32 protein-coding genes are annotated in these 24,341 nt (G+C 53.2%); 2 read left to right on the top strand and 30 right to left on the bottom strand.

What is annotated here, in order from left to right; all coding sequences use genetic code 11:
- Positions 1-2: 2 nt before the first annotated feature.
- From HV243_RS10625 to HV243_RS10530, 20 genes are all read right to left on the bottom strand, one after another.
- Complete coding sequence (locus HV243_RS10625) at positions 3-338, bottom strand: hypothetical protein (protein WP_047389174.1); 336 nt, start codon at positions 336-338, stop codon at positions 3-5.
- Between the two features lie 6 nt (positions 339-344).
- Positions 345-692, bottom strand: a complete 348-nt coding sequence (locus HV243_RS10620; protein ID WP_103856732.1) for a hypothetical protein — start codon at positions 690-692, stop codon at positions 345-347.
- A gap of 32 nt (positions 693-724) precedes the next feature.
- Entirely contained in the window at positions 725-1,435 is a 711-nt protein-coding gene (locus HV243_RS10615) for a C40 family peptidase (RefSeq protein ID WP_181604015.1), read from the bottom strand.
- A 1-nt stretch (position 1,436) separates the two neighbouring features.
- Positions 1,437-2,192: a phage minor tail protein L gene (locus HV243_RS10610; protein ID WP_181604014.1), complete on the bottom strand. Its 756-nt coding sequence runs from the start codon at positions 2,190-2,192 to the stop codon at positions 1,437-1,439.
- Positions 2,189-2,527: a phage tail protein gene (locus HV243_RS10605; protein ID WP_181604013.1), complete on the bottom strand. Its 339-nt coding sequence runs from the start codon at positions 2,525-2,527 to the stop codon at positions 2,189-2,191. The genes HV243_RS10610 and HV243_RS10605 overlap by 4 nt, the downstream gene beginning before the upstream one ends.
- Positions 2,527-5,493, bottom strand: a complete 2,967-nt coding sequence (locus HV243_RS10600) for a phage tail tape measure protein (RefSeq protein ID WP_181604012.1) — start codon at positions 5,491-5,493, stop codon at positions 2,527-2,529. The genes HV243_RS10605 and HV243_RS10600 overlap by 1 nt, the downstream gene beginning before the upstream one ends.
- A 229-nt stretch (positions 5,494-5,722) precedes the next feature.
- On the bottom strand, positions 5,723-6,070 hold the full coding sequence (locus HV243_RS10595) for a phage tail protein (protein WP_181604011.1): 348 nt from the start codon (positions 6,068-6,070) through the stop codon (positions 5,723-5,725).
- 66 nt (positions 6,071-6,136) lie between these two features.
- Positions 6,137-6,598, bottom strand: a complete 462-nt coding sequence (locus tag HV243_RS10590) for a phage tail protein (protein WP_181604010.1) — start codon at positions 6,596-6,598, stop codon at positions 6,137-6,139.
- Positions 6,599-6,610: 12 nt separating this feature from the next.
- A complete protein-coding gene (locus HV243_RS10585) occupies positions 6,611-7,021 on the bottom strand; it encodes an HK97-gp10 family putative phage morphogenesis protein (protein WP_181604009.1) in 411 nt (136 codons plus the stop codon).
- Complete coding sequence (locus HV243_RS10580) at positions 7,018-7,395, bottom strand: hypothetical protein (RefSeq protein WP_181604008.1); 378 nt, start codon at positions 7,393-7,395, stop codon at positions 7,018-7,020. The genes HV243_RS10585 and HV243_RS10580 overlap by 4 nt, the downstream gene beginning before the upstream one ends.
- Positions 7,385-7,726: a phage head closure protein gene (locus tag HV243_RS10575; protein ID WP_181604007.1), complete on the bottom strand. Its 342-nt coding sequence runs from the start codon at positions 7,724-7,726 to the stop codon at positions 7,385-7,387. Before HV243_RS10575 ends, HV243_RS10580 begins: the two co-directional genes overlap by 11 nt.
- Complete coding sequence (locus tag HV243_RS10570; protein WP_181604072.1) at positions 7,726-8,052, bottom strand: head-tail connector protein; 327 nt, start codon at positions 8,050-8,052, stop codon at positions 7,726-7,728. Before HV243_RS10570 ends, HV243_RS10575 begins: the two co-directional genes overlap by 1 nt.
- Positions 8,053-8,084: 32 nt before the next feature.
- Positions 8,085-9,245 (bottom strand): phage major capsid protein, encoded by a 1,161-nt coding sequence (locus HV243_RS10565; protein WP_181604006.1) that lies wholly within the window; start codon positions 9,243-9,245, stop codon positions 8,085-8,087.
- Between the two features lie 2 nt (positions 9,246-9,247).
- On the bottom strand, positions 9,248-9,928 hold the full coding sequence (locus HV243_RS10560; RefSeq protein WP_181604005.1) for an HK97 family phage prohead protease: 681 nt from the start codon (positions 9,926-9,928) through the stop codon (positions 9,248-9,250).
- 17 nt (positions 9,929-9,945) lie between these two features.
- Entirely contained in the window at positions 9,946-11,220 is a 1,275-nt protein-coding gene (locus HV243_RS10555; RefSeq protein ID WP_181604004.1) for a phage portal protein, read from the bottom strand.
- The gene (locus HV243_RS10550) at positions 11,220-12,956 is read right to left on the bottom strand and encodes a terminase TerL endonuclease subunit (RefSeq protein ID WP_181604003.1); all 1,737 of its coding nucleotides are present in this window, start codon (positions 12,954-12,956) and stop codon (positions 11,220-11,222) included. Before HV243_RS10550 ends, HV243_RS10555 begins: the two co-directional genes overlap by 1 nt.
- Complete coding sequence (locus HV243_RS10545; protein WP_181604002.1) at positions 12,910-13,374, bottom strand: phage terminase small subunit P27 family; 465 nt, start codon at positions 13,372-13,374, stop codon at positions 12,910-12,912. Before HV243_RS10545 ends, HV243_RS10550 begins: the two co-directional genes overlap by 47 nt.
- A gap of 130 nt (positions 13,375-13,504) precedes the next feature.
- Positions 13,505-13,852, bottom strand: a complete 348-nt coding sequence (locus HV243_RS10540) for an HNH endonuclease signature motif containing protein (RefSeq protein WP_181604001.1) — start codon at positions 13,850-13,852, stop codon at positions 13,505-13,507.
- Positions 13,849-14,439, bottom strand: coding sequence for a hypothetical protein (locus tag HV243_RS10535; protein WP_181604000.1), 591 nt, complete (start codon positions 14,437-14,439; stop codon positions 13,849-13,851). Before HV243_RS10535 ends, HV243_RS10540 begins: the two co-directional genes overlap by 4 nt.
- Positions 14,421-15,878, bottom strand: coding sequence for a glycosyltransferase family 2 protein (locus tag HV243_RS10530; protein ID WP_181603999.1), 1,458 nt, complete (start codon positions 15,876-15,878; stop codon positions 14,421-14,423). The genes HV243_RS10535 and HV243_RS10530 overlap by 19 nt, the downstream gene beginning before the upstream one ends.
- Before the next feature lie 108 nt (positions 15,879-15,986).
- Between HV243_RS10530 and HV243_RS10525 the strand changes: the two genes are divergently transcribed.
- The gene (locus HV243_RS10525; protein WP_181603998.1) at positions 15,987-16,244 is read left to right on the top strand and encodes a hypothetical protein; all 258 of its coding nucleotides are present in this window, start codon (positions 15,987-15,989) and stop codon (positions 16,242-16,244) included.
- A gap of 36 nt (positions 16,245-16,280) precedes the next feature.
- Here the strand turns inward: HV243_RS10525 and HV243_RS10520 are convergent, their stop codons facing one another.
- From HV243_RS10520 to HV243_RS10475, 10 genes are all read right to left on the bottom strand, one after another.
- Positions 16,281-16,778: a hypothetical protein gene (locus HV243_RS10520; protein ID WP_181604071.1), complete on the bottom strand. Its 498-nt coding sequence runs from the start codon at positions 16,776-16,778 to the stop codon at positions 16,281-16,283.
- A gap of 23 nt (positions 16,779-16,801) precedes the next feature.
- Positions 16,802-17,350: a lysozyme gene (locus HV243_RS10515; protein ID WP_181603997.1), complete on the bottom strand. Its 549-nt coding sequence runs from the start codon at positions 17,348-17,350 to the stop codon at positions 16,802-16,804.
- Entirely contained in the window at positions 17,322-17,600 is a 279-nt protein-coding gene (locus tag HV243_RS10510; RefSeq protein ID WP_001568784.1) for a phage holin, read from the bottom strand. Before HV243_RS10510 ends, HV243_RS10515 begins: the two co-directional genes overlap by 29 nt.
- Positions 17,601-18,119: 519 nt before the next feature.
- Positions 18,120-18,935, bottom strand: coding sequence for an antitermination protein (locus tag HV243_RS10505; RefSeq protein WP_181603996.1), 816 nt, complete (start codon positions 18,933-18,935; stop codon positions 18,120-18,122).
- Positions 18,932-19,243 (bottom strand): hypothetical protein, encoded by a 312-nt coding sequence (locus HV243_RS10500; RefSeq protein ID WP_181603995.1) that lies wholly within the window; start codon positions 19,241-19,243, stop codon positions 18,932-18,934. The genes HV243_RS10505 and HV243_RS10500 overlap by 4 nt, the downstream gene beginning before the upstream one ends.
- 10 nt (positions 19,244-19,253) lie before the next feature.
- Entirely contained in the window at positions 19,254-20,612 is a 1,359-nt protein-coding gene (locus HV243_RS10495; protein ID WP_181603994.1) for a replicative DNA helicase, read from the bottom strand.
- Positions 20,609-21,490 (bottom strand): ATP-binding protein, encoded by an 882-nt coding sequence (locus tag HV243_RS10490; RefSeq protein ID WP_057064499.1) that lies wholly within the window; start codon positions 21,488-21,490, stop codon positions 20,609-20,611. Before HV243_RS10490 ends, HV243_RS10495 begins: the two co-directional genes overlap by 4 nt.
- 14 nt (positions 21,491-21,504) lie before the next feature.
- Positions 21,505-22,401, bottom strand: a complete 897-nt coding sequence (locus tag HV243_RS25525) for a helix-turn-helix domain-containing protein (protein WP_233607129.1) — start codon at positions 22,399-22,401, stop codon at positions 21,505-21,507.
- A complete protein-coding gene (locus HV243_RS10480) occupies positions 22,398-23,225 on the bottom strand; it encodes a BRO family protein (RefSeq protein WP_181603993.1) in 828 nt (275 codons plus the stop codon). Before HV243_RS10480 ends, HV243_RS25525 begins: the two co-directional genes overlap by 4 nt.
- Before the next feature lie 30 nt (positions 23,226-23,255).
- Entirely contained in the window at positions 23,256-23,483 is a 228-nt protein-coding gene (locus HV243_RS10475) for a transcriptional regulator (RefSeq protein ID WP_181603992.1), read from the bottom strand.
- Between the two features lie 111 nt (positions 23,484-23,594).
- On the opposite strand from HV243_RS10475, the gene HV243_RS10470 reads away from it, so the two are divergent.
- A complete protein-coding gene (locus HV243_RS10470; protein WP_181603991.1) occupies positions 23,595-24,284 on the top strand; it encodes a S24 family peptidase in 690 nt (229 codons plus the stop codon).
- The last annotated feature ends 57 nt before the right edge of the window (positions 24,285-24,341 follow it).

Raw genomic sequence — 24,341 nt, 5'->3', positions numbered from 1 at the left:
TTTCAAAGACATGATCTGGCGGCAGTAGCCCAGTGGTCGTTCCATCCTTTCGCGACGGCATAAACCTGTATGTCACTTCCGCCTGTAGCTGATTTATCGATATTCACTACTGAAAGAGCACCGAATATATCGTCTGATGCTGTGATTTTGTATCCTGATTCAGTGGGTATGCTGGAGCTTGAAGAACGTAGCTCCACCCATTTAGGAGCAAGGCAACGGTTGACCTCATCAACAGTTTTTGTTGAATGCTCTGATAAAATAGGTTTTTGTTCTTCCAGTGAGGAAACAGAACACCCCATCAGCAAGAAGATAAAAATTGGGAGGATAATCTTTTTCATCGCACATCAGTCCTTTTGACAGATTGACTCATAGGAATCGATTTTCTTTTGGTCTTGGTCATTAATAATGATGATTGGTCCATGATTATTGACCTTCCCATCTTTGACCTCAATACGCACATAATATGGTTTTTTACCCGTATATGCGCCGTATGAATTTTTAGCATTCACATGACCGCAAACATATCCAGTATTTTCACCAAAATCACGGAAAAATGATTCAAACTTAGCGCTGTCCGGATCTTTAAGGGTGTCTTTGACTAAGGACTCCCCCATGTCAATAAAATCCTTTTCAGAAGGTGTGCAACCAATAATAATCAGGCTACACGCCAATATCGAAAGAAACTTCCTCATATCCCTAACCTCTTTTTTCATTTTGCAAAAGGTTAGCACAGAGATTTGTAACGTAGAATCTTCATCGTTCGTTCCTGCCAGTATCCACCATACGGCACGCGCTGGCTCAGATGTCCATACAGGTGGTGCAGCAGCATATTACCCTCCAGCAGGATTCCCGCGTGGTTCCACTTATCAGCCTGGACCTGCATGATCACCATATCGCCGGGTTTCGGTGGCCCGTCGAATTCACGGAATCCGCACTCATACCAGCAATCCTGATAGAAGTTGTCCGGATAGTCGTTTTCCCACCAGGGATAATCCACCCGGTAATCGTGGAGCTCTATACCATGCGTTTGCCGGAAATAGCTCATTACCAGCCCCCAGCAGTCGAAGTGACCAAGCACAAACGGACGCTCCAGCAGCGGCAATTCTCCGCGCGGTTGAATGGTGCGTAAATCTCCCTCCGGCCAGCTTACGATGTGCCAGGGTAAAAGCGTTGAATCGCATTGCGCTTTATCCAGTTCGCTAGGTTGCGTTGTGGCGTCCGGGTGACTGTGAGCGATGGCGATCACCGTTCCCCAGTCCTCAGCAGCTGCGTAGTCTTCGGGGCAAATGACAAAATTGTCCTCTGGCGCCGCGGCAAGATTCCGGCACGGGAAATAACGTTCAACGCGGCTTTTCTGCGCCACCACGCCGCAACACTCAAGAGGATATTCAGCTGCAGCATGCGCCATAATCGCATCGATGGTTTTCTGACGCATATCAGCTCCTGATCAAAGACGTGCCCGGGAAGCCACCAAACGAGAGTTCGTTATTTTCACCGAACCGAAGTTTGCAGGCCGTTAGCGTGCCGTTGCATTCATCGAGCGATGGATCATCAACCGGGTTATTGTTTTTGTCGAAATATCGGGTGCCAGCGTAATCACAGCCATCACCGGTACGGTATTTGTTGCGAATGCACCAGGTACACAGCGAATGCAGCTGGCGCGTCGGGATCATCAGCCCCTGCAAATCCATCGGGCTGGATAGCGTGAACTCGACTGTTTCATTCGTTTCGCTGCTTTTGGCATCGATATAGAACACCTTCAGCTTTTCCTGTGTCGGATCGGCTGAAGGGTTTCCGCCATCAAAGTTTTGCGCATCGAGATACTGCGCCAGCGTGTCATGTATGGTGACCTTCGCCTGCAACATATCGTCGTAGGCGAGGCATAACGCGGTGATCGAGCTGTCGAGGTTTGCTACAGACAGCTTTGGTTGCGCAGAGCTGCCATCTGTCGACGTCTCGATTTCTTCTATCTGGCAGGGCCAGGCCGAATATTCCGCCCCCTGCCACCAGATACTTTTAGCGGGCAGCTTCGACTCATCGCCGCTGGCCGCCAGAATTTCCTGTTCTGTGTGGGGAATGTTGTAAGCGTGGAAACGCAGAACCTCAGCCACGCCAAAGGCGCTGCCGTCCACTTCAAACAGTCGCACAGCATTACCGGGTTCAAGCTTCTGATAATCAGCGTTAATGCTCATGGTTTAAAGGCCTGTATGAATGTCGCAGTGAGCGACCAGTTGCCGCCGCCCATCGGCGAAGGTTTATATTCCTCGCAACGCCAGAGCGCCAAATCTTCCAGCGGTGGCTTCCAGAAAAAGGCTTTTGTGCCCTCGTGGCGATCGAGAAATTGCTTTATTGCCTGGATAGTGGACTCCAGGCCGATGAAGGTTAAATCCCACTGCTGGGAACGGGGGTTAATTCCATCCCCGGAAACCTGCATGTAACCGTCGCCGAACTGCGCCTTGCGGGTACGCATGGTCACGTCCTGAGACGGATTAACACGCGGGCTCCATTCAAACGTTTCAAGCGCCATTATCGCCTCCCGCTGGTGCTGTTCCAGATAGCGCCGCCCGGGCGCAAATCTGAATTAATGAGTTTCCGGTAGCGCTGATCCACAAATGCGCCGATCTCTTTGCCGAACTGCTCCCAGCCGCCGGTACTTTGCGTGCTGGTATTACCATCGCTTTGAATGACGATATGCACCTGCGGTGCCGCGCCGCTGGTTGCATTACCTCCTCCCCCCGTTGCCCGCACGCCCAGCGAACCATCCGACGCGCGGGTGAGCGGCATGATCGCCTCTGGTCCTGCTTCACCGAACACGCCAGCCCCTTTTGCAAAAGCAAACACCTGCGGCGAGTTGTAGACGCCGCCGCTGTAGGCACTGAGAGAAGGGGAATCGTAAACGCCGCCTTTGGCATTAAAATTGATACCAGACGCTGCATTGTCATACGCACCGGATGGCGTGCTTCCTCCTCCGGCGTAAGACGATGTAACAGCGCCAAAGATGCTTTGTAGCGCGCTGGACAACGCAATACGGGTAGCGATTTTCGCAAGGTCGGACAAAATAGAAACCGTAAAGCTTTTAAAATTAAGCTTTCCGGTCGTGGCGAACGCTGCAAGCGAATCAGTCATTCCGTCAAACAGGCTGCCTGCATAGCCCGCCATCTGGCTGTTTGCATCGCGGGCGCTGTCCACCCAGTTTTTCGCGCCGCGCCGGAAGCCGGCCGTGTAATCCTTCTCGGCGTCCAGCTTGTCATCAACGCTTTGCTGGGTGATCTGCAGTTCACGCTGCTTGGCCGATTCAAGGTCGGCCAGGCGGGCCTGATACTCAGCTGAGCTGTGATCGGTGAAATCATTTTCCAGCGCGGCGCGGCGTTGCTCAAAACGATTGGTAATAGCAAGCCTGGCTTCAGCGTCAGCGGACTCTCGATCAGACAGGCTGTATTTACCCAGCCCCTGATCCGCTTCCCGTTTCATAGCGTTGGCCTCTTCCCGCCATTTGCGGCTTTCCTGCTGGTACTTCTCCGATAATTTCCGGAGCGCGGCCTCCTTCTCCAGCAGCGCGTTCGCCTGCAACTGGGCCCGAATCTGACCCTGCATGTTGACCAGACTCTGCTGATCAGCGGTCAGATGCTGGCCTTTGAGCTGCGAAATCTTCTCATTGAATGCAGCAAGCTGACTGGCTGATGCAGTGAGTTTATCGCTGCTCTGTGCCTGCTCGCGCAACACGGCATTTTGCTGCTGAGCCTGCTCAAGTGCGCGCTGCCCTGCGCTCTCACTAACAGGTTTAGCCGCTTTCGGCTGTTCTTTTTTAGCAGCCTTGTCGTACTCGTCGTTAATGCCCTTCAGGATCCGCTTGTAATCATCTGACCCTGATGCATAAATGCTGTTGTTCAGCTTTTTGATAGCCTCGGCACGCTTATCAGCAGCACTTGTTCCGGCATCGATGTAATTTTTAAGATCGGCAGCATTTTTGATGCGGGTATTTTCAGCCTGAGCCCAGCCAGCTTTACTTGCAGCAATATATCTGGCGCTGGCCGAGTCAACATCATCCTGAAGCTTTTTCAAATACAGTGAGCTATCAATCAGGGCCTTCGATGCCTGGAGACCCATACCAGCGAAAGTATTTCCAAGGTTGTTAACGCTCCCTGCTGTTTTATCAACCTCAACGCCAAGTTCTTTTGCTCGCTCCCGGGATGCCTCCAGTGCAGCTTCAATAATGATTTGACTCGCCTGCGCTGCATCGCCACTTTTATTGAGAGCAATCACCTGCTGAATAGTGGCATCAGTCAACGCCACCCCTTGTGCGGTCAGTTTTTGCATGGCCGCAACAGGGTCACCACGAAGTGCCGTCAGACTATTCACCAGATCCTGAGCACTTCCGCCTGCTTCGGCGTAAGCATTTGCCAGAGTAGCAACATCCGTCAGCATTTGACCGCTGAATCCGCCCTTCGCTGCAGCCGTTACAGCATCAACCGAATTTTCAGTATCCCCAAGTTGCCCATTGAGCCGTTTCAAATCATCTGCAGAAACAAGAGAGGATGTATTCAGATCCAAAACAGCAGCATTAAGTTTTTTAGTCTGCTCTTCAGCCTTTTTGAACTCGCTGTAAAGGTACGTTCCACCAGCAGCAAGTACAGTCAGGCCAATGCCAACCGGCCCACCCAGCAGGCTCATAGCCGCACCCAGCGCCCGACTACTCGTCGCGGCAATGCGCTGTGACACTGTCAACTGGGTATTTGCTGCTGCGGCGGCTTCAGTCGCTGCTGTCAGTGCCGCTTTACCGCCTGTTTCCGCCAACTCAGCAGCGGCCACTCCAGCTTTTGCAGCCTTCAGTTTCTCCAGGCCGCTGGCTTCGAGCTTGTTGGCTTCGAGGATCGCCCGCTCATTCTTCAGGTGCTCATCCTGATAACTGACATTCAGACCGAACTGCTTATTCACTGCGGCCTGTTTGGCATAATACTCGTCAAGGGCGATCGCCTGGTCACGCTGTGCCTTTGCGGCTGCAATCGTTTTTTCGGCAATAGCCACTTTGTTGATGGCCGCCTGCCGTTCGGCCTGGGCGACGGCTATCTGACTTTGTGCCGCCGACGCCAGCTCTGCCGCAGCATTTTTGGCTGCTTCCAGCTGGGTTTTCCAGCCGCCGGCGCTGCCGTCCAGTTGCCCTTTCAGGGAGTGAACCGCGGGGATCAGCGCATTGATGATGCTGCTGCTGGCAACATTACTCCCGGCTGCCACCTCATGCAGCACGAAGTTCAGCTGCCCGGCACCGCGGGTGGCGCCAGAGAACTGATCGGCATTCGCCGCCGGGAAGCCAATAGACCGCGCTGCGCTGACCGTTTTTGAGATGGCATCCGCCAGCTCGTTTGCCTGCGCGGTCGCCTGCCCGTTGAATTTTTTGCTGGCCTGCCCAGCTTTCTGGTATGCGTCGGTGATCTGCGATTTAAACGCCGCAGAGTTCAGGTGCAGGGCAACCGACAGGCTTGCAACATCACTCATCGTCCGAGGATCCTCATTACGTCAGCGCACTGGCCTGCCATATCAGTAACAGGCGGGAGGGTTTCTGTTGGTGGTGGTGCTGGGTTGTTTTCGACGGCGTTCCCCGTCAGGGAAAGCCAGGCCTGCCAGTGAAGAAGAATTTCAGCTGGTAAGCTGGCAATTTTTCGTGGGTCCGGCTCCCCGAGGCGATCGGCAAGGCTGAAAATTGCCATCAACCAGGGGGAGTCCATCAGTTTTTTTTCGCGTCCTCCAGCGTACCCCAGCTGTGTCGGGTGATGACTTTCACCGCTTCAACCAGGGCCGCGTTGCTGCGCGATTTCAGAAGTTCATCCGGTGCGGGAAGATTTTCAGCCGGAACCGGAACCCCATTTTCGTCAACCAGCGCACTGAGGATGAACGCCGCCGTCTCGATAGCGATCCCCCGGGAATTGTTTTCGGCGCGCAGCTCCGTCTGTTTTTCGTCATACGCTTCTGCTTCAAAAGCAGTGATGCGGCGAATGAACACGTCCGCGCCCAGGATTTTCACCGGCTGAGCAGCATTCTCGGGAGCCAGCAAAAGCGATTTCAGGTCAGTCATCAAAATTCTCCATTAAAAAAGCCGCCAGAGAGGCGGCCTGAAAGGGTTGCATCAGCGAAACGGCGATCAGCTACCCGGTGTGTTATAACCCCAGGTGATGTTGTTCTGCTTGCCGTTCACAGTAACCTGAATAACTTCACTGGCCGGGGCCGTGATTTCATTCAGCTGCCAGCCGGACAGCGCCATGATCATGGTTGCCGTGCGACCGTTTGGCAGTTCGACGTAAAACTGAATCGTCTTACGCTGCTCAGCGGCATTCAGGAAGTCGGTGAAGCTGGTGTTTGACGGGTCATCAACAAAGCCAAGCGACTTTTCCGGGCCTTCTGGCAGGTCACTGATAAATTGCTTACTCTTATCGATGAGCGTGGTGCAGTCCACAAAGTTACCGGTTGCCCCGGTAGCCCCCAGAGCCTTACAGTTCACAAGCGGCTGGAAATCCGCAACATCTTCACCTGTCTGCCCCCATTTAACGACCGTACCCGCGGGGAGCATCGCGTATTCCGGTGAGCTCTTTTCAGTATCTGGCATTTTATTACCTCATTAGCGATTATTTTCGATTCCCTCACGGAGTCGGACCGCGAGAATACGCAAGACTTTTGCGCGGTTATAATCCAGCGCCGGGCGCATAAATGGATCGGCAACCTGCTTAACAGTGCCGAACTCCTGGGCCAGTGCTTTCATGGTGTGTTCTTTGGATGGGCCGACGCGAATGGTGACCACCGTCTGCCAGCGTTCGTCTTTCATGCGGTTACGGGAGCTGACTTTGATGCTGTCGCGCATGTGCGGGCCATTACTGCTTTCGTCATACCCCGCATGCTGCAGCATATCCTCCTGTACGATTTGCATCGCTTCTTTACCGGCGGCGGACATCACCTTACCTGCCACTTTTTCGCCCAGCGCCTGCAGCTGACGCTCAAGCTCCTGCAGGCCCTGCACCTCCATACGGATCATGAGGCCCCCTCCGGACAGTAGAAAATGTAATCCCGGGCGCGCCGGTATTTACCGCCATCATCATTGTCAAAGCTTTCTCTCACGCCTTCCCGCTCGACATACTGAACCGGATAACCGTCGATATAGCCGTGCCGGATAGGCTCCCAGGCATCCCACAACGCTTTGTCCATTTCTTCAGCCCTGCTGTACAGGGAAGAAACGAAGCTGATTTGATAGCGCACAGCGGCAAGCGTTGTCCGGATGGTGCCGGAGGTGATTGGCGGGTCGCTTATTAACTGAAGCGTGACAAACTCGCTTTCGGTTTGCGGGCCAATCAGGGGATAAACGTTCACTCCCAGCAACGCCTCGATAGCGCTTTTCAGGTCAGGAAACACGAGTGAAATCCTCCATACACAGAATTTCGATGTTTCGGCGGTCCCGGGTAGGAAGCGGAGCAGTTACCGTGAAAACCCGGCCTTCAGCACCCTTACGTATTTCTATCAGCCGCGTGGTGGTGGCTCTGATATCTTCCCTATACCGCATGAAAATCTTCGTGGTGACGTTCGAGCGCTCGGCATTGCCGCTGATGAAATCCCGCCCCGTGACGGAACGAATATCAGCAGAGAAGACGCCCAGACTTTTCCAGCCAATCGGCTGACCAAATTTGTCACGCTCATCTGTTTTAACTTCTATCCGGATACGGTGCCGGAGGCGGCCTGGCTCCATCAGGAACCCTCCTCTTCTTCAGCAACGCCACGCCAGTTTCGGCAGGAGAACATCAGATTTTCGGCCGCCACATTGGAATAAAGCTGTACCTCTGTCTGACTGGTGCGGTGCTCGAACAAATCACCGAAGACCAGCAGCATGGCGGAGACCACTGGCGCGGGAATATCTGCGGCCAGTTTCCAGCGTGGGTCATCACACCAGCGCAGGCAGTAATCGAGCGCCGACTGCGCGTATCGCTTAATCACCGCATCGCGATCGTCGGTATCCATCTCAACGTGCTGCCTGAGCTCTTCAATCGGCACGACGCTTAGTACATCTATGGTCATAGGCAAAAGAGCGGGTTTCCCCGCCCCCTCCATCAGCTGCCGGATTCTGCAAAGCTGCCCTTAATAAGCGCAGACGGTCGGTAGTGCGCCAGCGCCAGGCGTTCTTCGCACAGAATGGTCAGCATGTTTTTCACGAAGTTGTCGCGGTCCTCGCGGCTCACTTCAATGGTGGCATCCATGCGATCCCAGACCTGCGAGGCCATATCGAAACCGCCGACGGTGAAGGTGCCCTGCGCCTGCGCACGGGTCGGCACTACTGGCAGACCCCACATGATGTTGGTGGTGAACGCCTGCGGGCCGCCGAAGATGTAGCGACCTTCGTTATCCTTCAGCAAAGCAATGCCGTGCCAGTCTCGCGGGTTGAGGATGATGCCGGATGCACTGAACTCGGATTCGGTCACCTGGAAGATCGCATGCGCGATAATGTCCGCGCGGGTATCGCCGGTGGCATTCAGGCCGCTATCGTAGGCCGTGGCCACATGGTTGATACCTTCCAGATCATCACCAGAGCCATCACCGTTCAGCAGCTGACGCTCTTCTTCCAGCGCCAGGCCGTACAGCAGGCGGTTATTGACATAAGACTGAAGCATTGGCGCATCGTCCATTACCTGGCGGGATGCCTGGATCCAGTGGGCGATGGTTTTTACGTTGGCCGTCTGCTTGCTGAAGGTGATGTCGGATTCAGGCTTCAGCGCCTTTTCCGCCACGCTGGCGGCACTGTTGGTGAAAAGCTCTTCACGCACATACTCCAGCGAGTTACTGGAGATGCGCCCCTGCGCCAGCAGATCACGAATGGTCAGGCGGCGCAGGCCAGGCATCACAATACCCGGCACCTGCATCGGCTGAATGAGCGTACCGGCGGATTCAGCATCACTGCCGAGGGATTTGTTGAAGGATTTCGCCTCGAAACGAGATTTGCTGCCGTTCCAGGACTTGGTGAGCTCTTCAGCGGCACGTTCGGAGAAGGATTTTTTCTCACCCGGATTATCAGGGCCGGAGGAAAGTTTCTGTTCAAGATCAAACAGGCGCTGGCCGGTCTTTGTCATCTCGTCGTTAACCTTCGCCATATCATCCTGCAGCTGTTTGGAAACAGTGCCGTTCTGTTCAATTTGCTGCTTCTGTTCATCGAAGAGCCCCTTCAGTTTGGTCTGGGACTCTTCAAGGGCTTTCTGGATTTGTGCAAGTTCTGACATATTTATTTTCCTGCTGTCGGATTAAAGTCGGTGATGCTCTTTAGCAGAGCGCTGATGTCGAGTTTGGTTTGGTCGCCTTCAGACTCACTCCGAATAGCGGATTTGAAGCGGGCTATCAGCCCTACAGCCTGTGACTTACTGAGTCCGACTGAATCCCTCAGCCAGCTCTCCACATCACGAATGGTTTCGATCCCGTCGATGCTCTTCATCGAATCCACCCCCGCCAGCTCGTTCGCCGGGAAGGTGCAGACGCTGATTTCTCTCAGCCAGGAGATGTTGCTGAAAATACAGCCGCCGTTAGCGGCAATGCTGTAATCATCTTTATTCACCGAAAAACCGATGGACATGCCTTCAACGGTGCCATGAATCATGGCGGCCTTCAGGTCGGAGGCTCCGCTGTGCCCGGGCGTTAACTGGCCGCGCACCAGCAGGCCTTTGCTGTCTTCCTGGATGCTGTCCCACTTACCCACCGGGATTTCCCACTGGCGGTGATTGAAAAACATCGCCACTTTGCGGGTCTGGGTTTCCAGGGTTTTCTTGAAAGCTCCCGGCAGGATGATGTCGCCATCCGAATCGGTGTTGCCGAACACGGAGGCGTAACCCTCGAAAATGCCCTGCTTGCCGTCGCCGGCAAACTTGATTTCCGTTTCGTCGAAAGAAAGCGTTTTGATGATGTCAGGCATCGTGGCCCCCATAAAAATTAAGCCCCGTCATCGCGGGGCTCATTGTCATTACCGAGTTGAGTGATGGGCACGTACTGTGCCTGGCGCATGGCGACATCGCCGCCCGGCAATGGCGGGCAGTTATCCATTCGGCGCATTTCGTTGATTGTTCGCAGGCCCGCTTCGCCCATCGCTTTCATGAAGGCAGCGCGGGACGTTGAATCACCGCGCAGCAGACCGTCCAGATTGTGTTCTGCGTGATACACCCCAACCTGATCAGGCTTGAGTAGCCAGCGCTGGATGCTGTTTTCCCAACGGGAAATGTAGGGTTGCAGGGTGTACTGGAGAAAACCCAGATTCTGTTGCTCGATACCGGTACCCCAGCTGGTGCTCTTCTCGACATCACCAACAAGATGCGGCGGCACGCCAAAGAAGCGGGCCAGCTCACTGACCTGAAACTTGCGGGAAGCCATCGTCTCGGCGTCCTGCGGGCTGACGCCAATATCATGGGCCTGGAAGTTAGCCTCCAGGATCCAGAGGCGTTTTTTCACCGGACCGCCAGCAATCTCCTTAAAGTTCTCCTCCAGCTGTGCTCGCTGCTCTTTGGTCAGCACACGATCGCCTGTGGTGAGGATTTTGGGCGATTTGGCACCGTTGGCGTAAAATTCCCGCTGCTGGTCTTCCATCGCCACCGCTACACCCGCTGATTTACAGGCATGTGCTATGGGAGAAAGGCCGGTAAGGCCGTTAAAGCCAAACCCCTTGAGGTGGAAAATTTCACGTTGAGAAAAATTGGCGTATTCATTGTCACGCTGGTAGCGATAAACAATGCGCTTTCCTTCAAGCCGGACATCCATATTGGCGGACATCAGCGGCAGCAGGCTGACCACATCCCCAACGGAGTTTCGCTCAACCAGGGCGTACGCATTGCCGTAGAAGCACAGCTGCATCGTCATCGCCTCCCGGAACTCCTGCGCCGTCATGTACTGATTCGGGGAGTAACGCAGCAGGCGGGCCAGCGGATTACTCAGGCCAACCTTTTTCCGGTTGTCCTCTTTGTCGGTTTCAAATACGTCCAGCGGCAGGCAGGCGGTAAGAGTGGAAATCAAAGAGACACATCGCCAGACGGTTGATATCTGCAGGATGCGTTCATCCGTAATCTGAGAATCGCCCAGGGTGCCGCTGGCTGAAACAGGCCCGGTCTGGGATCCCTGTTCAGGTGTCACCAGCCGTCCCCCAACGAACCACGACGCCACCCGCGCCCACCAGCCGTTATTTGTGCGCAGATCAATGCTGTAATTTGTATCGTCCATCACATGCTCAACGGTTGTGAGAAGAAGTCGTCAATATCACCTTCGTCAGTGACATCGCCTTCAGATGCACCTATTGCCATTGCTGAAGCCACCACGCCATCAATACGACCGGTGCTTTTCTTCTTGGCAAAGATGCGGTTTTCCTTCTGATCCGCCTCAGTTACGGCAGATGCTGCGTTCCAGCGAAGGCAGGGATTGGTCTTAATAATGATTTCGCCATCATCCAGGCGCTGCTCGAACAGTTCGATCGAGTGAGGCATCCACAAGCCGGACTCCTGTGCCTTGTAATAACCCTGTCCGTGCGGGATAAGCGGTACTGAAACCGACGCTTCTTCCAGCTCAGGCTCAAGGTATTTGATACGGTACTGGTCAAACGCTATCGCCTTGATGAAAAACAGCTGCGAAAGGTCGGCGATACGCTCTGCAACAAAGCCATATTTCACAGCCTTGCCCGGCGTAGTGTGGATAAACCCTGCTCTTTCCCAGGCGTCATATGGCACACGGTCCGTTTTCGCTCTTTCCGCCAGCGTGTCTTTCGGAGTCCAGAATTCCACCAGCAATTTGCGCTTTTTGGGGAAATACAGCGCCAGCGACGTGAGGTCACGCGAACCGGACAAATCCAGACCGCCGTAACACTCTTCGCCCTGTAGTTCCTGGATATCGAAATCGTCTTCACACGCCATCCAGACATCACTGCTCATCCATGGATTATCGGCATCCACCCACTGACAGAAATTCAGGCGCCGCACGATGCTTTCTTTCGACGGCATGCCACGTGCCTGTGTCACCTGCTCACGCAGATAGCGATCGGTGAAGGTGTGTCCAAGCGAAGGATTAGCCTTTTTCCAGCAACTTTCATCCTTGAAAGGATCCTCACCCTCGTCGAGTGAGCAGATGAAGGAGAAGAAGCTGTCATCATCAATCGAGCCTTCGGCGACCTTACGACCGTACTCGTGATAGTCATAACAGACGCTGGTTTTATCGTGGCCGCTGTTGGTGATCATGAAAATCAGCGCCTGCCGCCGGCCTTTCGTCCCGGCGCGCATCATCTCAACCACCTGGTTGTTTTTGTGCTCGTGTATTTCGTCAATCAGCGCGCAGTGGGGGCGCGGGCCTGACTGACCGTCGTCAGAACTGATTGGCCTGAAGAATGATCCCGTTTGAAGGAACGCCAGGTTCCACTCTTTCCCGGCCCCGCCTGATTTGTTGATTCGCTGTGCCAGCGCCGGTGATTGATCCACCATCGCCACCGCATCACGAAACAGGATCATGGCCTGGTCTTTTTTCGTGGCGGCGGCATACACCTCTGCGCGCGGTTCTTTGTCGGCGACCAGACAATAAAGGGCGATGCCTGCGGCCAGCGGCGATTTGCCAGAACCTTTGCCGGACTCGACATACACCATGCGAAACCGTCGATAGTCGTCTGAATTTTTCCAGCCGAATATTGAGCCCACGATAAAGCACTGCCACGGCAGCAGGTTGAAGGGCTTACCTTCATGTTCCCCGCCGTTGAGCTTCAGCACTTTGGCGAAAAAGTCGATAGCACGCTGCGCCGCCGCAACATCCCACATCAGCCCGCGGGCGTGGCAGGACTCCAAATCCTTGAGGTGTCGTTTACAGGAGTTTCGAATATCAGGCCCGGCGATCTCCTTGCCTGAATCCACATCCATCGCGTACTGCGTGGCAAGGTCAACCGAAGAACTGGTTGAGCGGGTCTTCTTCTTTTTCTCCACCATCAACTTTCACCTTCGTCCTGGCGGCAGGGGTAAGGCCGAATTCAACCAGGTAACTTTTAAAGCGGCGATCCGCGTCGGCCAGCATCGATACTGCCGGGTTTGCCTTAATCAAAAATCCGCCGTCGGTCTGCACGGTATAGGTCCGGCCCTCGTCGGCGATAGTCAGACGCAACTGCAGAATATCGGCGTAAATATCGCAGAGTCGTTCGAGCGCCAGCGTATCGGCAACGGTCAAAATGCCCATGCCATCCAGCAGCACGGTGAGTTTGCCCCAGGCCATCTTTCCCCAGTCGGTAAGGTGCGCTGGCGGGCTCGGAATTTCCCGCGCCGGGGTCGGCTCTTTATCGTTGAGTTTGCGTTTGCCCGGGTTGCCGGTAACCACTTTGAGGTGGGTCGGTTTCGGGCGACGTCCTGCCATCGGAACCTCCCAGAAAAAAACTTTTCATTTCGCGGTTGTGCACAGAAAGGACGAGCGGCGGTCATTTGCGGTGGGGGAGTTGAAGTTTTACCCCCCCCCCCACCCCGTCCTTTCGTGTCAATGTTGAGAATTACTCTCGTTTGAACCAGTGCGATGAGGGATCGAGGGGCATGCCGCTCTCATCACACCCGATGAGCGTGCCACGCTTTTCGATACGTTGCTTTGTCGAGTCGTGGTGTAGCTTGCACAGCCCTTGCCAGTTACTTTGGCTCCAGAACAATTTCTGCGCCTTAGTGATGGCGTCACGATCACCAGACCGCAACGCCTCCTTCAGCTTGTGGGGGATGATGTGGTCTACGACCGTTGCCGCTGTCACCCTGCCTTGCTCCTGGCACATCACACATAATGGGTGAGCTTTAAGAAAGACCAGACGTGCGCGGTCCCATTTGCTGCCATAGATGCGTGGTTCATTATTCACGCTAACCTCCAGGCCCGGCGGTGCTCTGTACGCGGTATTCTGTCTGGATGACGCTCTACCGGTTCACCGTCGGCATGATCAACCAGTGAATAGCACGGGTAGACCACTGCACCACCGTAGGCATCACCCACGGCATAGTCTGCTGCTTTACTGCTGTCCCATCGGGCCAGCACCTTCTCTATGTGTTGCTGCGGTACGCTGTAACATACGCCATGCAGCAGGCGCGGTAGCGTGATGTAATCGGCGCGGGTCTTGTCCGCTACAATCAGCCGCTCAGCTATCTGTATTTGATACTGCGGCGGTCGGCCGGTACCGAGATAAAAGCTCAGCATGTCGTCAGGGAAGCGTATCAGCCAGTCAGTTACTTTTTCGGTGAATCCATGCACCAGCTGCGCGTCGTCTTCCAGCACTACTACCCGGCAAGGTTGTTCAGCGGCCCATTCGATGGCGCGCCGGTGATTCCAGTTCGCACCGTGATTCCCTTCATCGATAAGCAGGTGTGCGCCAAGTTCGCCAGCCAGCAATGCAGCTGAGGCAAAACGGGAGTGGTGACCAACCACAACAAACTTCACTTGTGTTTCCACCACGCGTCCTCCTTACCGATCCCGTCTGTTTTGAAAACGGTGTGTACCAGAGGCCCGGTGACCAGGCGGTCAGCGAATGACTTCGCGACAATTCCAAACGCCAGCATGTCACCCACCGCGGCACCAGCCTGCTCTTTCTTCCAGAAACGATAACTCTCGATCCGGTAGTAAAGACGGACAATGCCGTGAGCGAACGCCATTACATCAGCGCGGGTGCCACCCAGCAGTCCAGCGTTAAGCATCACATCGTTGCGGTGCTCTTCGATGAACTCCTGATAGATACGCTCCGGATGATTCTGCTTTGCCCAAGCGTCGGCGTATGTCTTCGGTTCTGAACCGACGTATATCTTACCGGGCTCCATTTCCTCCCATGGCGCGCGAAGCATTTCGACATCGGTACCATCGGTACACCAGACGTAACGATACTCAGGATGATCGCGCAGGTGCTGCCAGATATGCAGCCAGCGCCGGAAGTAAACATTCATCTTCACGTCAGGAACGCGGTACAGCTCAACGTCTGCCGGGGCCGTCTGAAGTTCATCCACCAGCGCTATACGTCCACACTGGCGAAGCGAGGCCGCCCATTTGCTCAGCATGTCAGGCGAGGCCGCCATTTTCGTACCGCGCTGCGGGTCAGGCTGACTTGTGAGCAACGTAGTGATTACCACGTCGCGCTGCTTCCGGTATTCAACGTAACCGGTGTACCCGGTATCACGCCGTTCGTTGTGGATTTTCACATTACGTTCCACCAGCGCTTTCCGGTCTGCCGTTGGCACCGAACGGTCTACGGCTTCATGTTCATCGAGCGAATGAATCAACTTTTCGGAACCAGTTACATCGGCATAAGCCCAGGTAGTCAGGCCAACGTTATGGATACGCAGGGCAAGGTCGCTGTGCTCGTACATGCCCCGACCATAAACCCAGTCGAAGCCACCAACACGCTCGATAGCACTGCGATGGTAATACAGCATTACGCCGCGCTGCCCGGTGTACGCTACGTGCTCATCGTCGCGATACAGTACCGCGAGATCGTTAAGCTTGCGCGGCCCGGCAAGGTCGAGGAACTGATACGCCAGATGCGGCTCAGATGATTCGATATACGGAATATGCCAACCATCGGCAATCGGCCATGCGTCGTCGTCCCACAAAAACAGATGCTCGCACCCGGCATCCATCAACGCGCTCAGACTGGCGTTCTTCGAGGCGACAATGCCGAGTGATGTTTCATGGCGAAGCAGCTGCACGCCGTCAGACACTACCGCTGAAGGTTTTGAACCATCATCAATGACGACCACCAGCGCGCCGGGCGGTAAATATTGCTGATGCTGCGCCAGTGCCCGCTTCAATACGTCAGGGCGATTATGCGTTGTGATTGCTATTCCTATGCGTGACACCGAATTGCAGACAGGCGCGTATGGGACACCATCGATAGTGACCTGCATAATTTCTCCAAAATAAAATGGTTCAGGACTCCTATCTGGACATCACTTTTGCTGACACCAAAATGATATAATCGCAGCTCATTTACACAAACCTTTAGAGGTAATTTCATGACAGATCTGCAGAAACGCATTGATGAACTCGAAAAAACTATTGAAGAGCTACTTTTAGATCAGCATGCAGCAAGAATTGCTATTACCACGATATCCACAGCTTGGAACTCCCTTGCCAAACAGCCTGGTATGCTTGGCGATAGCTACGATAAAGCTATTAAATCAGCGCCGCCTGTGGAGTTTGAAAACCCAGTAAATGAAGGTTATGCAGAAGAGTTACATAAAAGAGTTGTAGCCCTACTTTCTAAATCTTAATCGAATCGTTTGGGCTACCTTTAAGTGGCCCTATTTCTAATGTCTCCCTTCCTCAATATCCCTAATCCCTGCCAGTTGGTTGTTACCCTTCTCTATCTCTGCAAGTAATGATTGAATCCAGAGAACGGCCTGACAATAGGTTATTGAGCTGGCGGCAGCGGTACTATCATCGGCTGCGTCAGTGTCCCCGGTATCGGGGTGCATTGCGCTGGCACGTAAACGGTTCGCGTAGTTGAGCAGCCCACCAGCGACATCAGCAGGAACAGGAAGATCACAGGTTTTTTCATAGCGAAGAATCTCCCGGTATTCGATAACGGTCTTTTCTGTTCCGGCATCAATCAGCGAGTTCAGGCGACTGGCGTTCTCCGCTACTTGGTTAAACCGGTTGAAGTTGAACGCCTGGGTAGTTATCACCGTTGCCTGCAGTGCGTTATCGTTGCGCAGTATCCGGTTGTCACTCTCTGACGTGGTCAGCGCTGCATTGCTGCGCGCCAGTAGTACACAGAGCACCGCGATGAAGATGATTGCTGCCATCCCAACAATAACGAGGCTTCTGTTCACTGGTCTATCCCCCAGCACGTCAGCGCGCTTTCCTGGTCTCGCCGTTCTACCTGCCCATAGCAACCGTTCTTCTGGCCTTTGGTCAGACGACAATCGCGGCCACCGTCTTTAATCCACCAGCGTATCGCTTCACAGGCACCTTTACGGTCGCCAGCATTGATGCGCTTATAGAACGTAGAAGGGAAGCATTTTCCGGGTCCGATGTTGTAGGGACAAAATGACGCAATGCCTGCTTTCTGCGGTTCGGTCAGTGGCACTTTGATATTTCGGTCAACCCACGCCAGCGATTTATCGCGTTCAATGGCGTTTACCTGGGCGCATTTCTCAGCTGACAGCTTCATGCCCTGTACTACCGGCTTACCATCAACCATCGTGGCGCCACGGCAAATGGTCCAGAGTCCGCCGCCGTCGCGATATGATGTCAGGATGTTACCCTCTTTCTCATCCAGAAACTGATCGAGAATAACGGACGCGGAAGCCCCCGCAAGAATCAAACCAACGACCGCTGCGCTCAGTTTATTCTTCAGCTTTGGTGGCATAGCCATTGCGCCGATCCTCCCGTTCTTTCCAGCGGAAATACCAGTTCACTGCACAGGTGATTACAGTGCATGCGATACCGACAATAATTGCCCAGTCGCTCAGGCTTAACCCTGCAATTCTGTCGGCCAACATCCAGGACACCTCTTTTGCTGTTTTAGCTGTTTCGGCGTATGCCTTCGCTGATACACCGCAGCCGGTCAGCGTGGTGCCTGTTCCATATGAAAGTCTGCTGTAAATGGTGCTCATTCTGGTCATAGCCTCACCTCCGATTTTTCGGATGGCGCTGTGTGTATGAAAAGGGTCAGGCTTCACGGGCTGGATTTATCAACAAAGCACGTAGCGGATGATTCCCGTGAGCCTGAAATAGAAAAGCCCCGCAAAAGCGAGGCTATAAATTCTTTGCCACCTCCCGGAGTGGCCACGCTCATGCCCTTGAGGTGCTGTCGCGTCATCACCACTTATTACCAGTGCGCGTCTGGCGTTCGCGCTGCTTTACCGGAGTTTATTTTGATATATGAACCTTAACCCATCACTACACAGGCTCGCTCAATAGCGACTCAGGGCAGCATCATGAATGCTGCTTTGCCTAACGGCTGCGGTCTGTCCGTTTTACTCGTGCATTTTCTTATCCTACAGAAACACAAAAGCCCAGGGCGTTAACCTCGGGCTTGATTTCGTGCAGGCGTAATATCCCACGATGGAAAGCATACAGGACAGTTTTATGCAAAGTCAACACCAACGTGCAAAAAAGAGTCGCCATTTGCTCCGATCGCATCAATAAGTTGTTGCTTTCTCAAATTCTGATGATGCATGACGCTCTCCTTTGTGCAGCACATCAATCAGCATTTCATAGAATGGCTTCCAGTTACGAGACCATGAGGACTGATGGAGATCCGGCAGACGTTTAAGGATAGCCCGGTGAACGGTCGCAGATGACACTCTGGAATACCCCTCGCCGCTGCAACGCTCACACGTTTTGAAAACCGGTGCGCCGCAGTCTTTTGTCGCGATGCGGTCCAGTACCTTGCCCTTTCCGCCACAACGGCAGCGGGCGCTGATTGTTCCCTTGCCTTCGCAACTATCACAGACGGCCGGTACAACCTCTGTTACCTCAGTCCAGTGCTCCCAGTCAGACGGACGAACGGCACGAGAGCGGTTAGCCCAATATGGTGCTTTACCCCATGGGTACGAAACTTTGCGGGTACTCTGCTCGCGGTTTGTTCGCCCGGTACCGCAGCAGATGTGACACGTCACGCTGGTTTCTGCTGAACGGGAGTATTCAGCAAAGGCAAATTGTGCCAGCATCTGCATACACCATCCGAACTCACCACCAGCAGCTTTGCGCACGTTCTTTGGAGCTGTCTCCATCGCATGTCGCGCCAGGGCCTGAACTGCGAGCTGTTCATCGCTTTTGCTGATCCCGGTCTTACCAAAGAAGGCTGCCAGACCAAACCGCGCACGGCTGCTGGTGGTACCAATGGCAGCCATTACATCTGTTCCTGTAAGGCGGTCCGGAGAGGTGCCTTTTACGCTGTCGCTGATGAGCATCCCCTGAGGGCTGAAATGTTTGAGTGATGATTCCAGTTTCATAGAATGGTATCTCCCTTCTCAGCGGTGCCAAACCAGCCAGGGTGTGCCCACTGGATATCGATAACTTTACCGCCGTTTCCCCATAGCGATAACGCGCGCATTGCAACGTAGTGCATAAATATTTTTTCACGCTCACGCCAATCATCCTCAGGCGTAGCTCCAAGGAACTCATCAATTGCATCAGCAATAAGACCAAAGCATTCGGGATAGTCGCTATGACTGATAGCTATGTCTCGTGCGGACTCCTGTAGCTCAATGAAGCGCTTTTTGGTGAACAAATAGGACATTTCATGAATTAGACGATCCATTGTTGGCTCCTTAAGCTTTTGCATACCGACGCGGTTGTGATTTTTGCTGCGATACTGATTTTGATTTCGCTTCTTCCTGGTCAATCGGCAGAAAATGCCCGTTATAGAAACGGCGATATACGGTCCCAAGAACGCCGTTACGCTGCTTGGTGATGTTAATTTCCGCGATCCCTTTTGCCGGTGATTCGGGGTTATAAACTTCATCGCGATAGAGCATCATGATGATGTCAGCATCTGCCTCAATTTCACCTGAGTTCTTCAGATCTGAGTTCATAGGGCGTTTGTTAAGTCGGGATTCCACGCCTCTCGAAAGCTGGCTCAGCGCCAGAACGGGAGTGCGGTTTGTTTTAGCGAGGCGCTTTAACCCCTTCGACAATTCACCCACTGCGAGGTCATAGCGTGCCGTGCTCTGGATCTTAATGAGTAACAGATAATCGATAACCACCAGCGCGGTTTCTGGATGAGAAATCTGATGACTGGTTGCCGTTTGCTCGATCTGCTCAAGCGTCAGATCTGTGGCATCGACCATCCAGATATTGCGCCCGGTAAGATGCCCGATACCTGTAGATAACCTTGCCCAGTCTTCATCTTCAAACTTCGCGGCTGCTTTGAGCCTGGACACTGACATACCACCAGCAGCAGATACCATTCGCTCGCCAATCTGGATGTTGGCCATCTCCATGCTGAAAAACAGTACGCCATGCCCCTGCTCTGATACCTTATCGATAATGTCCAGTGCCAGCTCGGTTTTCCCCATCGACGGACGAGCCGCGATGAAGACCAGATCTGTCGGTTCAATGCCGCCGGTTTTAGCGTCCAGTTCTTCAATGCCGGTCATCAGCGGTTTGGCCTCTTCCAGCCCCTGATTTCTTGCATCTACCCGGTCAATTACTGCAGGTAAGATTTCATCAATATGCACAGGTTGAACGGTATCAGGAGTGAGTGAAATTGAAGCCATGGCCTCCTGCGCGGCTTTCAACGCTTCGACTGCGTTTTCACCATTGGCAGCATTGCGAATGCCAGCCAACGCTGTCTCGATTACAGCCTCGGCGTCACGAACGGCAGCATTACGTTCCAGTGTGGAAACGTAATACGTCAGAGCTGATTTAGCCCATGCGATACGGCTTGACTCGAGTATCGTTGCGCTGTGTTCTGGCATGATCTCACACAGCAACAGCGGATCTATCACTCCGGTCCCCCGAGCCTGACGACAAATGCCGGAATATATTTCACGGTACTGACGGACAGAGAATGCGCTCGCCGGCATACGGGAAAGAATGCCCAGAACCTCAGGATCGGTATTGCGCAGAAAAATCGCGCCAATTACCGCACCTTCCAGATCATTATTTTTCCATACCGGAGTCATCATGCGGTTACCCCTGCAGCAATTGCGCGATAGCTTTCCCAGCCAAATGCCAGGCGGTTTCGTCCACCATCGGTAACCCTGTCCACGATGCGCTCACCAATGGACTCTTTCAGTTGCTCAAAGGTCAGGTTGCTGATCAGGATTGTCGGAAGTACGCTCTCGTAACGGGCATTAATAACCTCCTGCAGGATGGTCATTTCCGTCGGACTACCAAATTGCACGCCCACCTCGTCGATAATCAGCAGATCCAGTGATGCGAAACGCTCGATAACGTCTTCCTCGGTACTGTCAGCACCATGGCGCCACGTGTTTTTTACGGCACGGGTCAGGCGCATAACATCGGTGATTTGCACACTGGCCAGATACTCACGAACAATGCTCTTTGCCATCGATACCGCCAGATGGTTCTTTCCTGTCCCGCAGTTCCCGGTCATCACCAGCCCCGTTCCTGCGTTAAGACGCTCCGACCAGCTGTTGACGTAGCGCTGGCAGGCTGCAAGGTTTTTTGCGGCACCCTGATTAACCGCCTGATAATTACTAAACTCACAGCCCTCAAATCGGCGGGCGATCCCGACGTTGTCCAGCAGGTCAGATACCTGCAACGCACGCAGCCCGGAATCGACTGCCGCCAGCTCATCGCGCACGCACCCCGGGCACAGGGAATGTTTAACATTTTCGGTACCACGAAACGCTTTACCAGTGAGCGACATGCGCTCATAGTCGCCATGTTTTTCGCACACTACGGTGTGGACTTCGCCTGACTCCCAACTTCCCCACTGCCACGGTTTTTTATGTTCTACAGCGAACGCCAGTTCCTCGCGAAGTCCTTCGCGTTTCGCCAGTAGTGAATCCCTTTCTTCGCGTTGTTTGATGTTCAGCATTGTGTTTCCCCTTGTCACCAGTTGCAGTCTGTTTGTCCGTAATCCTGTTCACTGAAGCCAGATACCGGAAGCACATTGCGACGCCCACCTCCGGGAGCTGATGGAGTTTGCCAGGCTTCTTCGAAATGGCGATCGGGCCCAAAGAACGTTGCCGCCTGTTTGACGTATTCAGTACCAAGCTTGCCCGTCGTGCGGATGTAGGCCGCGTAGCGCTGCACGCCCGCCAGCAGCTCTGATGCCGTAGCGCCGTCGGCGATGCGAGCCTTCCAGTGTTTGTAAGCCGTTGCTTTCGGATTGCCACCAGCGCGTTTTGGGTATGCTTGCCAGGCGGCTTCGAACTCTGGAGAGTATTCCTGTCGCGCTGCTGGTTTCGTACCACTGGTTTTTCCAGATGATTTACCACTTCCGGAAATGGCTGTCGGTGTAGCGGCGCCAGCCGATGCACCAAGAGTGTTTTTAATCTCTGTAGTAGTCTTTGTTGTAGTAACCATTAGAGAGCGGGCGTTTTTCCCCTCATCCATCGGTGCATCCTGCACTTGTCGATCAGGGCAACTTGCCCCGTTCGATGAGGGCACCTGTTCCGCATCATTAAGCAACTCGCAATCATGATTGATGGTGTAGTAATTTGTCCGGTCATGTAGGGACTTATTGAGCTGCTCAACATCGAGACATCCCTGTTTGACGAGTGATGTAAAAGCGCGTTTAACTGTATCTGCTGACCAGAACGGGAATTGTTTTACCCACGACTCATAGCTGTTGAACACCCAGCGGCGACCGGCATGGATAACTCCCTGCTCTTTGTCGTTAATCCAGTAGTTAACCTGCTGCAATACGATCGCTTCGTTCAGACCGATGCGCATAGCAAGCTCAGGGTTGATGACCAGAGGGCGAAAATTAAAAAGCATGCTCATGCTGCACCCGCTAACTCAGTATCGTGAGTAAACTTGCCATCCCAGCGTTTCTTCATCGGAAGATGACCTTTGAGATAGTGTCGGTAAATCCACACCGCCCCTTTTCGCAGCAGGATCGGCTTGAATGTGTCGCGCATATCACCGTCGTCCTGCTCTACCTGCCCAGAACGCTCACTGAGGTACAGGTCGCGCGCATAATTATTTACCCGCCAGCGCGGATACTTAGCTTTTGGCTGGTCGTCATATAGCCAGTTATGTTCGAACAAAAACGCATTGACCTGCTGTACGTTGACGCCGTTCAGTTGCTTACAGAACTGGCAAGGAGACATACCCGGCTGAAAGAGGTTTTCGAGGTGCTCGATATACTTTGCCTGGCGCTCGACGTATCCAAGTGCTCGACGGGCAGCTTCTCGTTCATCAGCCCATGCGCGGGCAGCAGCTACCTCATCTGAAAAATCAGGGAGATCGTTGGACGGAGTAATGCTGTAGGAACCTGTCATGCGGATTGATGGCAACACTTCGGAAGTTACCCAACGCTTGAATCGCTTGGCCTGCTTTTTGCGACTACCCATGATCGCAGCATACAACCCAGATTCGTTGATAACTGATTGATTTGTATAGTTACATCCAATAAGGATGGTTTGAGTATCCTTATCCTCGTCATCAATCAACTTTGTCATCGCCTGCGTCTGGCTGTAACCAAGTGCAAAGGCAATATCCGCAGCCACAAACCACGGAACGTTGTTAATCAGCACGGTCCGAACTGAAGCCAGCAGCTCACCAGCATCAGACTTGAAGTCGAATGTTTTGATAGTGGTTTTCATTTTGAGCTTCCTGTTGTTCGTTGTGACATGTCACGCCTCATGGGCGATCTTGAAAACTAATTGCTCTTTTGTAATAACTGGTTTATCTGCAAATGATTTAGACGCAGTTTCGATCGCCAAGGCCAAACGTGGAGATGCATTGCGATGGCCATATGCAATGAGGTTCAAATACCCGGAAGATGTGCCTGATTTTTGAGCAAGCTCTGCCCATTGTTCTTTCGTTGAGGACTTACGCCAAATGAGTAACTGGTTGTTCATTACGCTCTCCTATTGCAATGAACCAACTTTAGCTTTTTGCTAAATTAAATGCAATAATCATTTAGCAGTTTGTGTATTTACCATGTTGCTAAATAATGAGAGTATTTTGATATGGACATAAAAAGCATACGTAAATCAAACCTTGAGCAACTCATTGTTGAGTTCCTCATGCGCGACAGACATACGACAAAAGCAGCCTTCGCGGACCTGTGTGGGATAAGCCCCGCCCAGCTAAGTCAATTGCTTGGGAGTAATAACAGTCGAAACATAGGCGATAAGATTGCCAGAAAGATAGAGCAAGCTATGGGGCGTCCATTTGGTTGGTTAGACATCCCGCATGATGCCCCCGAAAGCACTACAAATGAGCTGGAGTATGTCGGAACCGTTAGGTCAGGAGCTGTACCAGTTGTAGGGGAAGCGATTCTTGGAATTGATGGAATGATCGATATGCTAGAGAGCCGCGCTGGCTGGTTGCAAATGTACAGCGCGGACAGGGATGCCTATGGGCTGAAAGTAAAGGGAGATAGCATGTGGCCTCGCATACAATCAGGAGAGTACGTAGTCATAGAGCCAAACACTCAAGTTCATACAGGCGATGAGGTTTTTGTACGAACAAAAGATGGTCATAACATGATAAAAATCATGAGTAAAACTCGTGATGGTGACTTTCAGTTCTCAAGTGTAAATAGTGATCATAGGCCTATCACCTTAAGTCCTGACAATATTGAGAAAATGCATTATGTATCGGCTATTGTTAAACATACACGGTATGTTGACAATGATGAAATGCCCAACATATAGCCCCCCCCTTTTTTTTCCCCACTACAACCGACCATTAGGTCGGTTTTTTTTGCCCTC

Origin of the sequence: Citrobacter sp. RHBSTW-00599, from assembly GCF_013784065.1 — a bacterium.
Classification (GTDB): Bacteria; Pseudomonadota; Gammaproteobacteria; order Enterobacterales; family Enterobacteriaceae; genus Citrobacter; species Citrobacter braakii.
The sequence above is the reverse complement of the archived record's forward strand: the minus strand, read 5'-3'. Positions and strand labels throughout refer to the sequence as shown.

What these genes read in the sequence shown, in the direction of transcription:
- HV243_RS10570 (WP_181604072.1), bottom strand. Translation starts at nt 8,052, where the DNA reads ATGACCATAGATGTACTAAGCGTCGTGCCGATTGAAGAGCTCAGGCAG.
- HV243_RS10515 (WP_181603997.1), bottom strand. Translation starts at nt 17,350, where the DNA reads ATGGCTATGCCACCAAAGCTGAAGAATAAACTGAGCGCAGCGGTCGTT.
- HV243_RS10545 (WP_181604002.1), bottom strand. Translation starts at nt 13,374, where the DNA reads ATGGCAGGACGTCGCCCGAAACCGACCCACCTCAAAGTGGTTACCGGC.
- HV243_RS10610 (WP_181604014.1), bottom strand. Translation starts at nt 2,192, where the DNA reads ATGAGCATTAACGCTGATTATCAGAAGCTTGAACCCGGTAATGCTGTG.
- HV243_RS10500 (WP_181603995.1), bottom strand. Translation starts at nt 19,243, where the DNA reads ATGGATCGTCTAATTCATGAAATGTCCTATTTGTTCACCAAAAAGCGC.
- HV243_RS10585 (WP_181604009.1), bottom strand. Translation starts at nt 7,021, where the DNA reads ATGATCCGTATGGAGGTGCAGGGCCTGCAGGAGCTTGAGCGTCAGCTG.
- HV243_RS10555 (WP_181604004.1), bottom strand. Translation starts at nt 11,220, where the DNA reads ATGGACGATACAAATTACAGCATTGATCTGCGCACAAATAACGGCTGG.
- HV243_RS10575 (WP_181604007.1), bottom strand. Translation starts at nt 7,726, where the DNA reads ATGGAGCCAGGCCGCCTCCGGCACCGTATCCGGATAGAAGTTAAAACA.
- HV243_RS10560 (WP_181604005.1), bottom strand. Translation starts at nt 9,928, where the DNA reads ATGCCTGACATCATCAAAACGCTTTCTTTCGACGAAACGGAAATCAAG.
- HV243_RS10605 (WP_181604013.1), bottom strand. Translation starts at nt 2,527, where the DNA reads ATGGCGCTTGAAACGTTTGAATGGAGCCCGCGTGTTAATCCGTCTCAG.
- HV243_RS10520 (WP_181604071.1), bottom strand. Translation starts at nt 16,778, where the DNA reads ATGGCAGCAATCATCTTCATCGCGGTGCTCTGTGTACTACTGGCGCGC.
- HV243_RS10620 (WP_103856732.1), bottom strand. Translation starts at nt 692, where the DNA reads ATGAGGAAGTTTCTTTCGATATTGGCGTGTAGCCTGATTATTATTGGT.
- HV243_RS10510 (WP_001568784.1), bottom strand. Translation starts at nt 17,600, where the DNA reads ATGACCAGAATGAGCACCATTTACAGCAGACTTTCATATGGAACAGGC.
- HV243_RS10565 (WP_181604006.1), bottom strand. Translation starts at nt 9,245, where the DNA reads ATGTCAGAACTTGCACAAATCCAGAAAGCCCTTGAAGAGTCCCAGACC.
- HV243_RS10530 (WP_181603999.1), bottom strand. Translation starts at nt 15,878, where the DNA reads ATGCAGGTCACTATCGATGGTGTCCCATACGCGCCTGTCTGCAATTCG.
- HV243_RS10590 (WP_181604010.1), bottom strand. Translation starts at nt 6,598, where the DNA reads ATGCCAGATACTGAAAAGAGCTCACCGGAATACGCGATGCTCCCCGCG.
- HV243_RS10600 (WP_181604012.1), bottom strand. Translation starts at nt 5,493, where the DNA reads ATGAGTGATGTTGCAAGCCTGTCGGTTGCCCTGCACCTGAACTCTGCG.
- HV243_RS10615 (WP_181604015.1), bottom strand. Translation starts at nt 1,435, where the DNA reads ATGCGTCAGAAAACCATCGATGCGATTATGGCGCATGCTGCAGCTGAA.
- HV243_RS10550 (WP_181604003.1), bottom strand. Translation starts at nt 12,956, where the DNA reads ATGGTGGAGAAAAAGAAGAAGACCCGCTCAACCAGTTCTTCGGTTGAC.
- HV243_RS10480 (WP_181603993.1), bottom strand. Translation starts at nt 23,225, where the DNA reads ATGAAAACCACTATCAAAACATTCGACTTCAAGTCTGATGCTGGTGAG.
- HV243_RS10595 (WP_181604011.1), bottom strand. Translation starts at nt 6,070, where the DNA reads ATGACTGACCTGAAATCGCTTTTGCTGGCTCCCGAGAATGCTGCTCAG.
- HV243_RS10495 (WP_181603994.1), bottom strand. Translation starts at nt 20,612, where the DNA reads ATGATGACTCCGGTATGGAAAAATAATGATCTGGAAGGTGCGGTAATT.
- HV243_RS10625 (WP_047389174.1), bottom strand. Translation starts at nt 338, where the DNA reads ATGAAAAAGATTATCCTCCCAATTTTTATCTTCTTGCTGATGGGGTGT.
- HV243_RS10475 (WP_181603992.1), bottom strand. Translation starts at nt 23,483, where the DNA reads ATGAACAACCAGTTACTCATTTGGCGTAAGTCCTCAACGAAAGAACAA.
- HV243_RS10490 (WP_057064499.1), bottom strand. Translation starts at nt 21,490, where the DNA reads ATGCTGAACATCAAACAACGCGAAGAAAGGGATTCACTACTGGCGAAA.
- HV243_RS10470 (WP_181603991.1), top strand. Translation starts at nt 23,595, where the DNA reads ATGGACATAAAAAGCATACGTAAATCAAACCTTGAGCAACTCATTGTT.
- HV243_RS10505 (WP_181603996.1), bottom strand. Translation starts at nt 18,935, where the DNA reads ATGAAACTGGAATCATCACTCAAACATTTCAGCCCTCAGGGGATGCTC.
- HV243_RS10525 (WP_181603998.1), top strand. Translation starts at nt 15,987, where the DNA reads ATGACAGATCTGCAGAAACGCATTGATGAACTCGAAAAAACTATTGAA.
- HV243_RS25525 (WP_233607129.1), bottom strand. Translation starts at nt 22,401, where the DNA reads ATGAGCATGCTTTTTAATTTTCGCCCTCTGGTCATCAACCCTGAGCTT.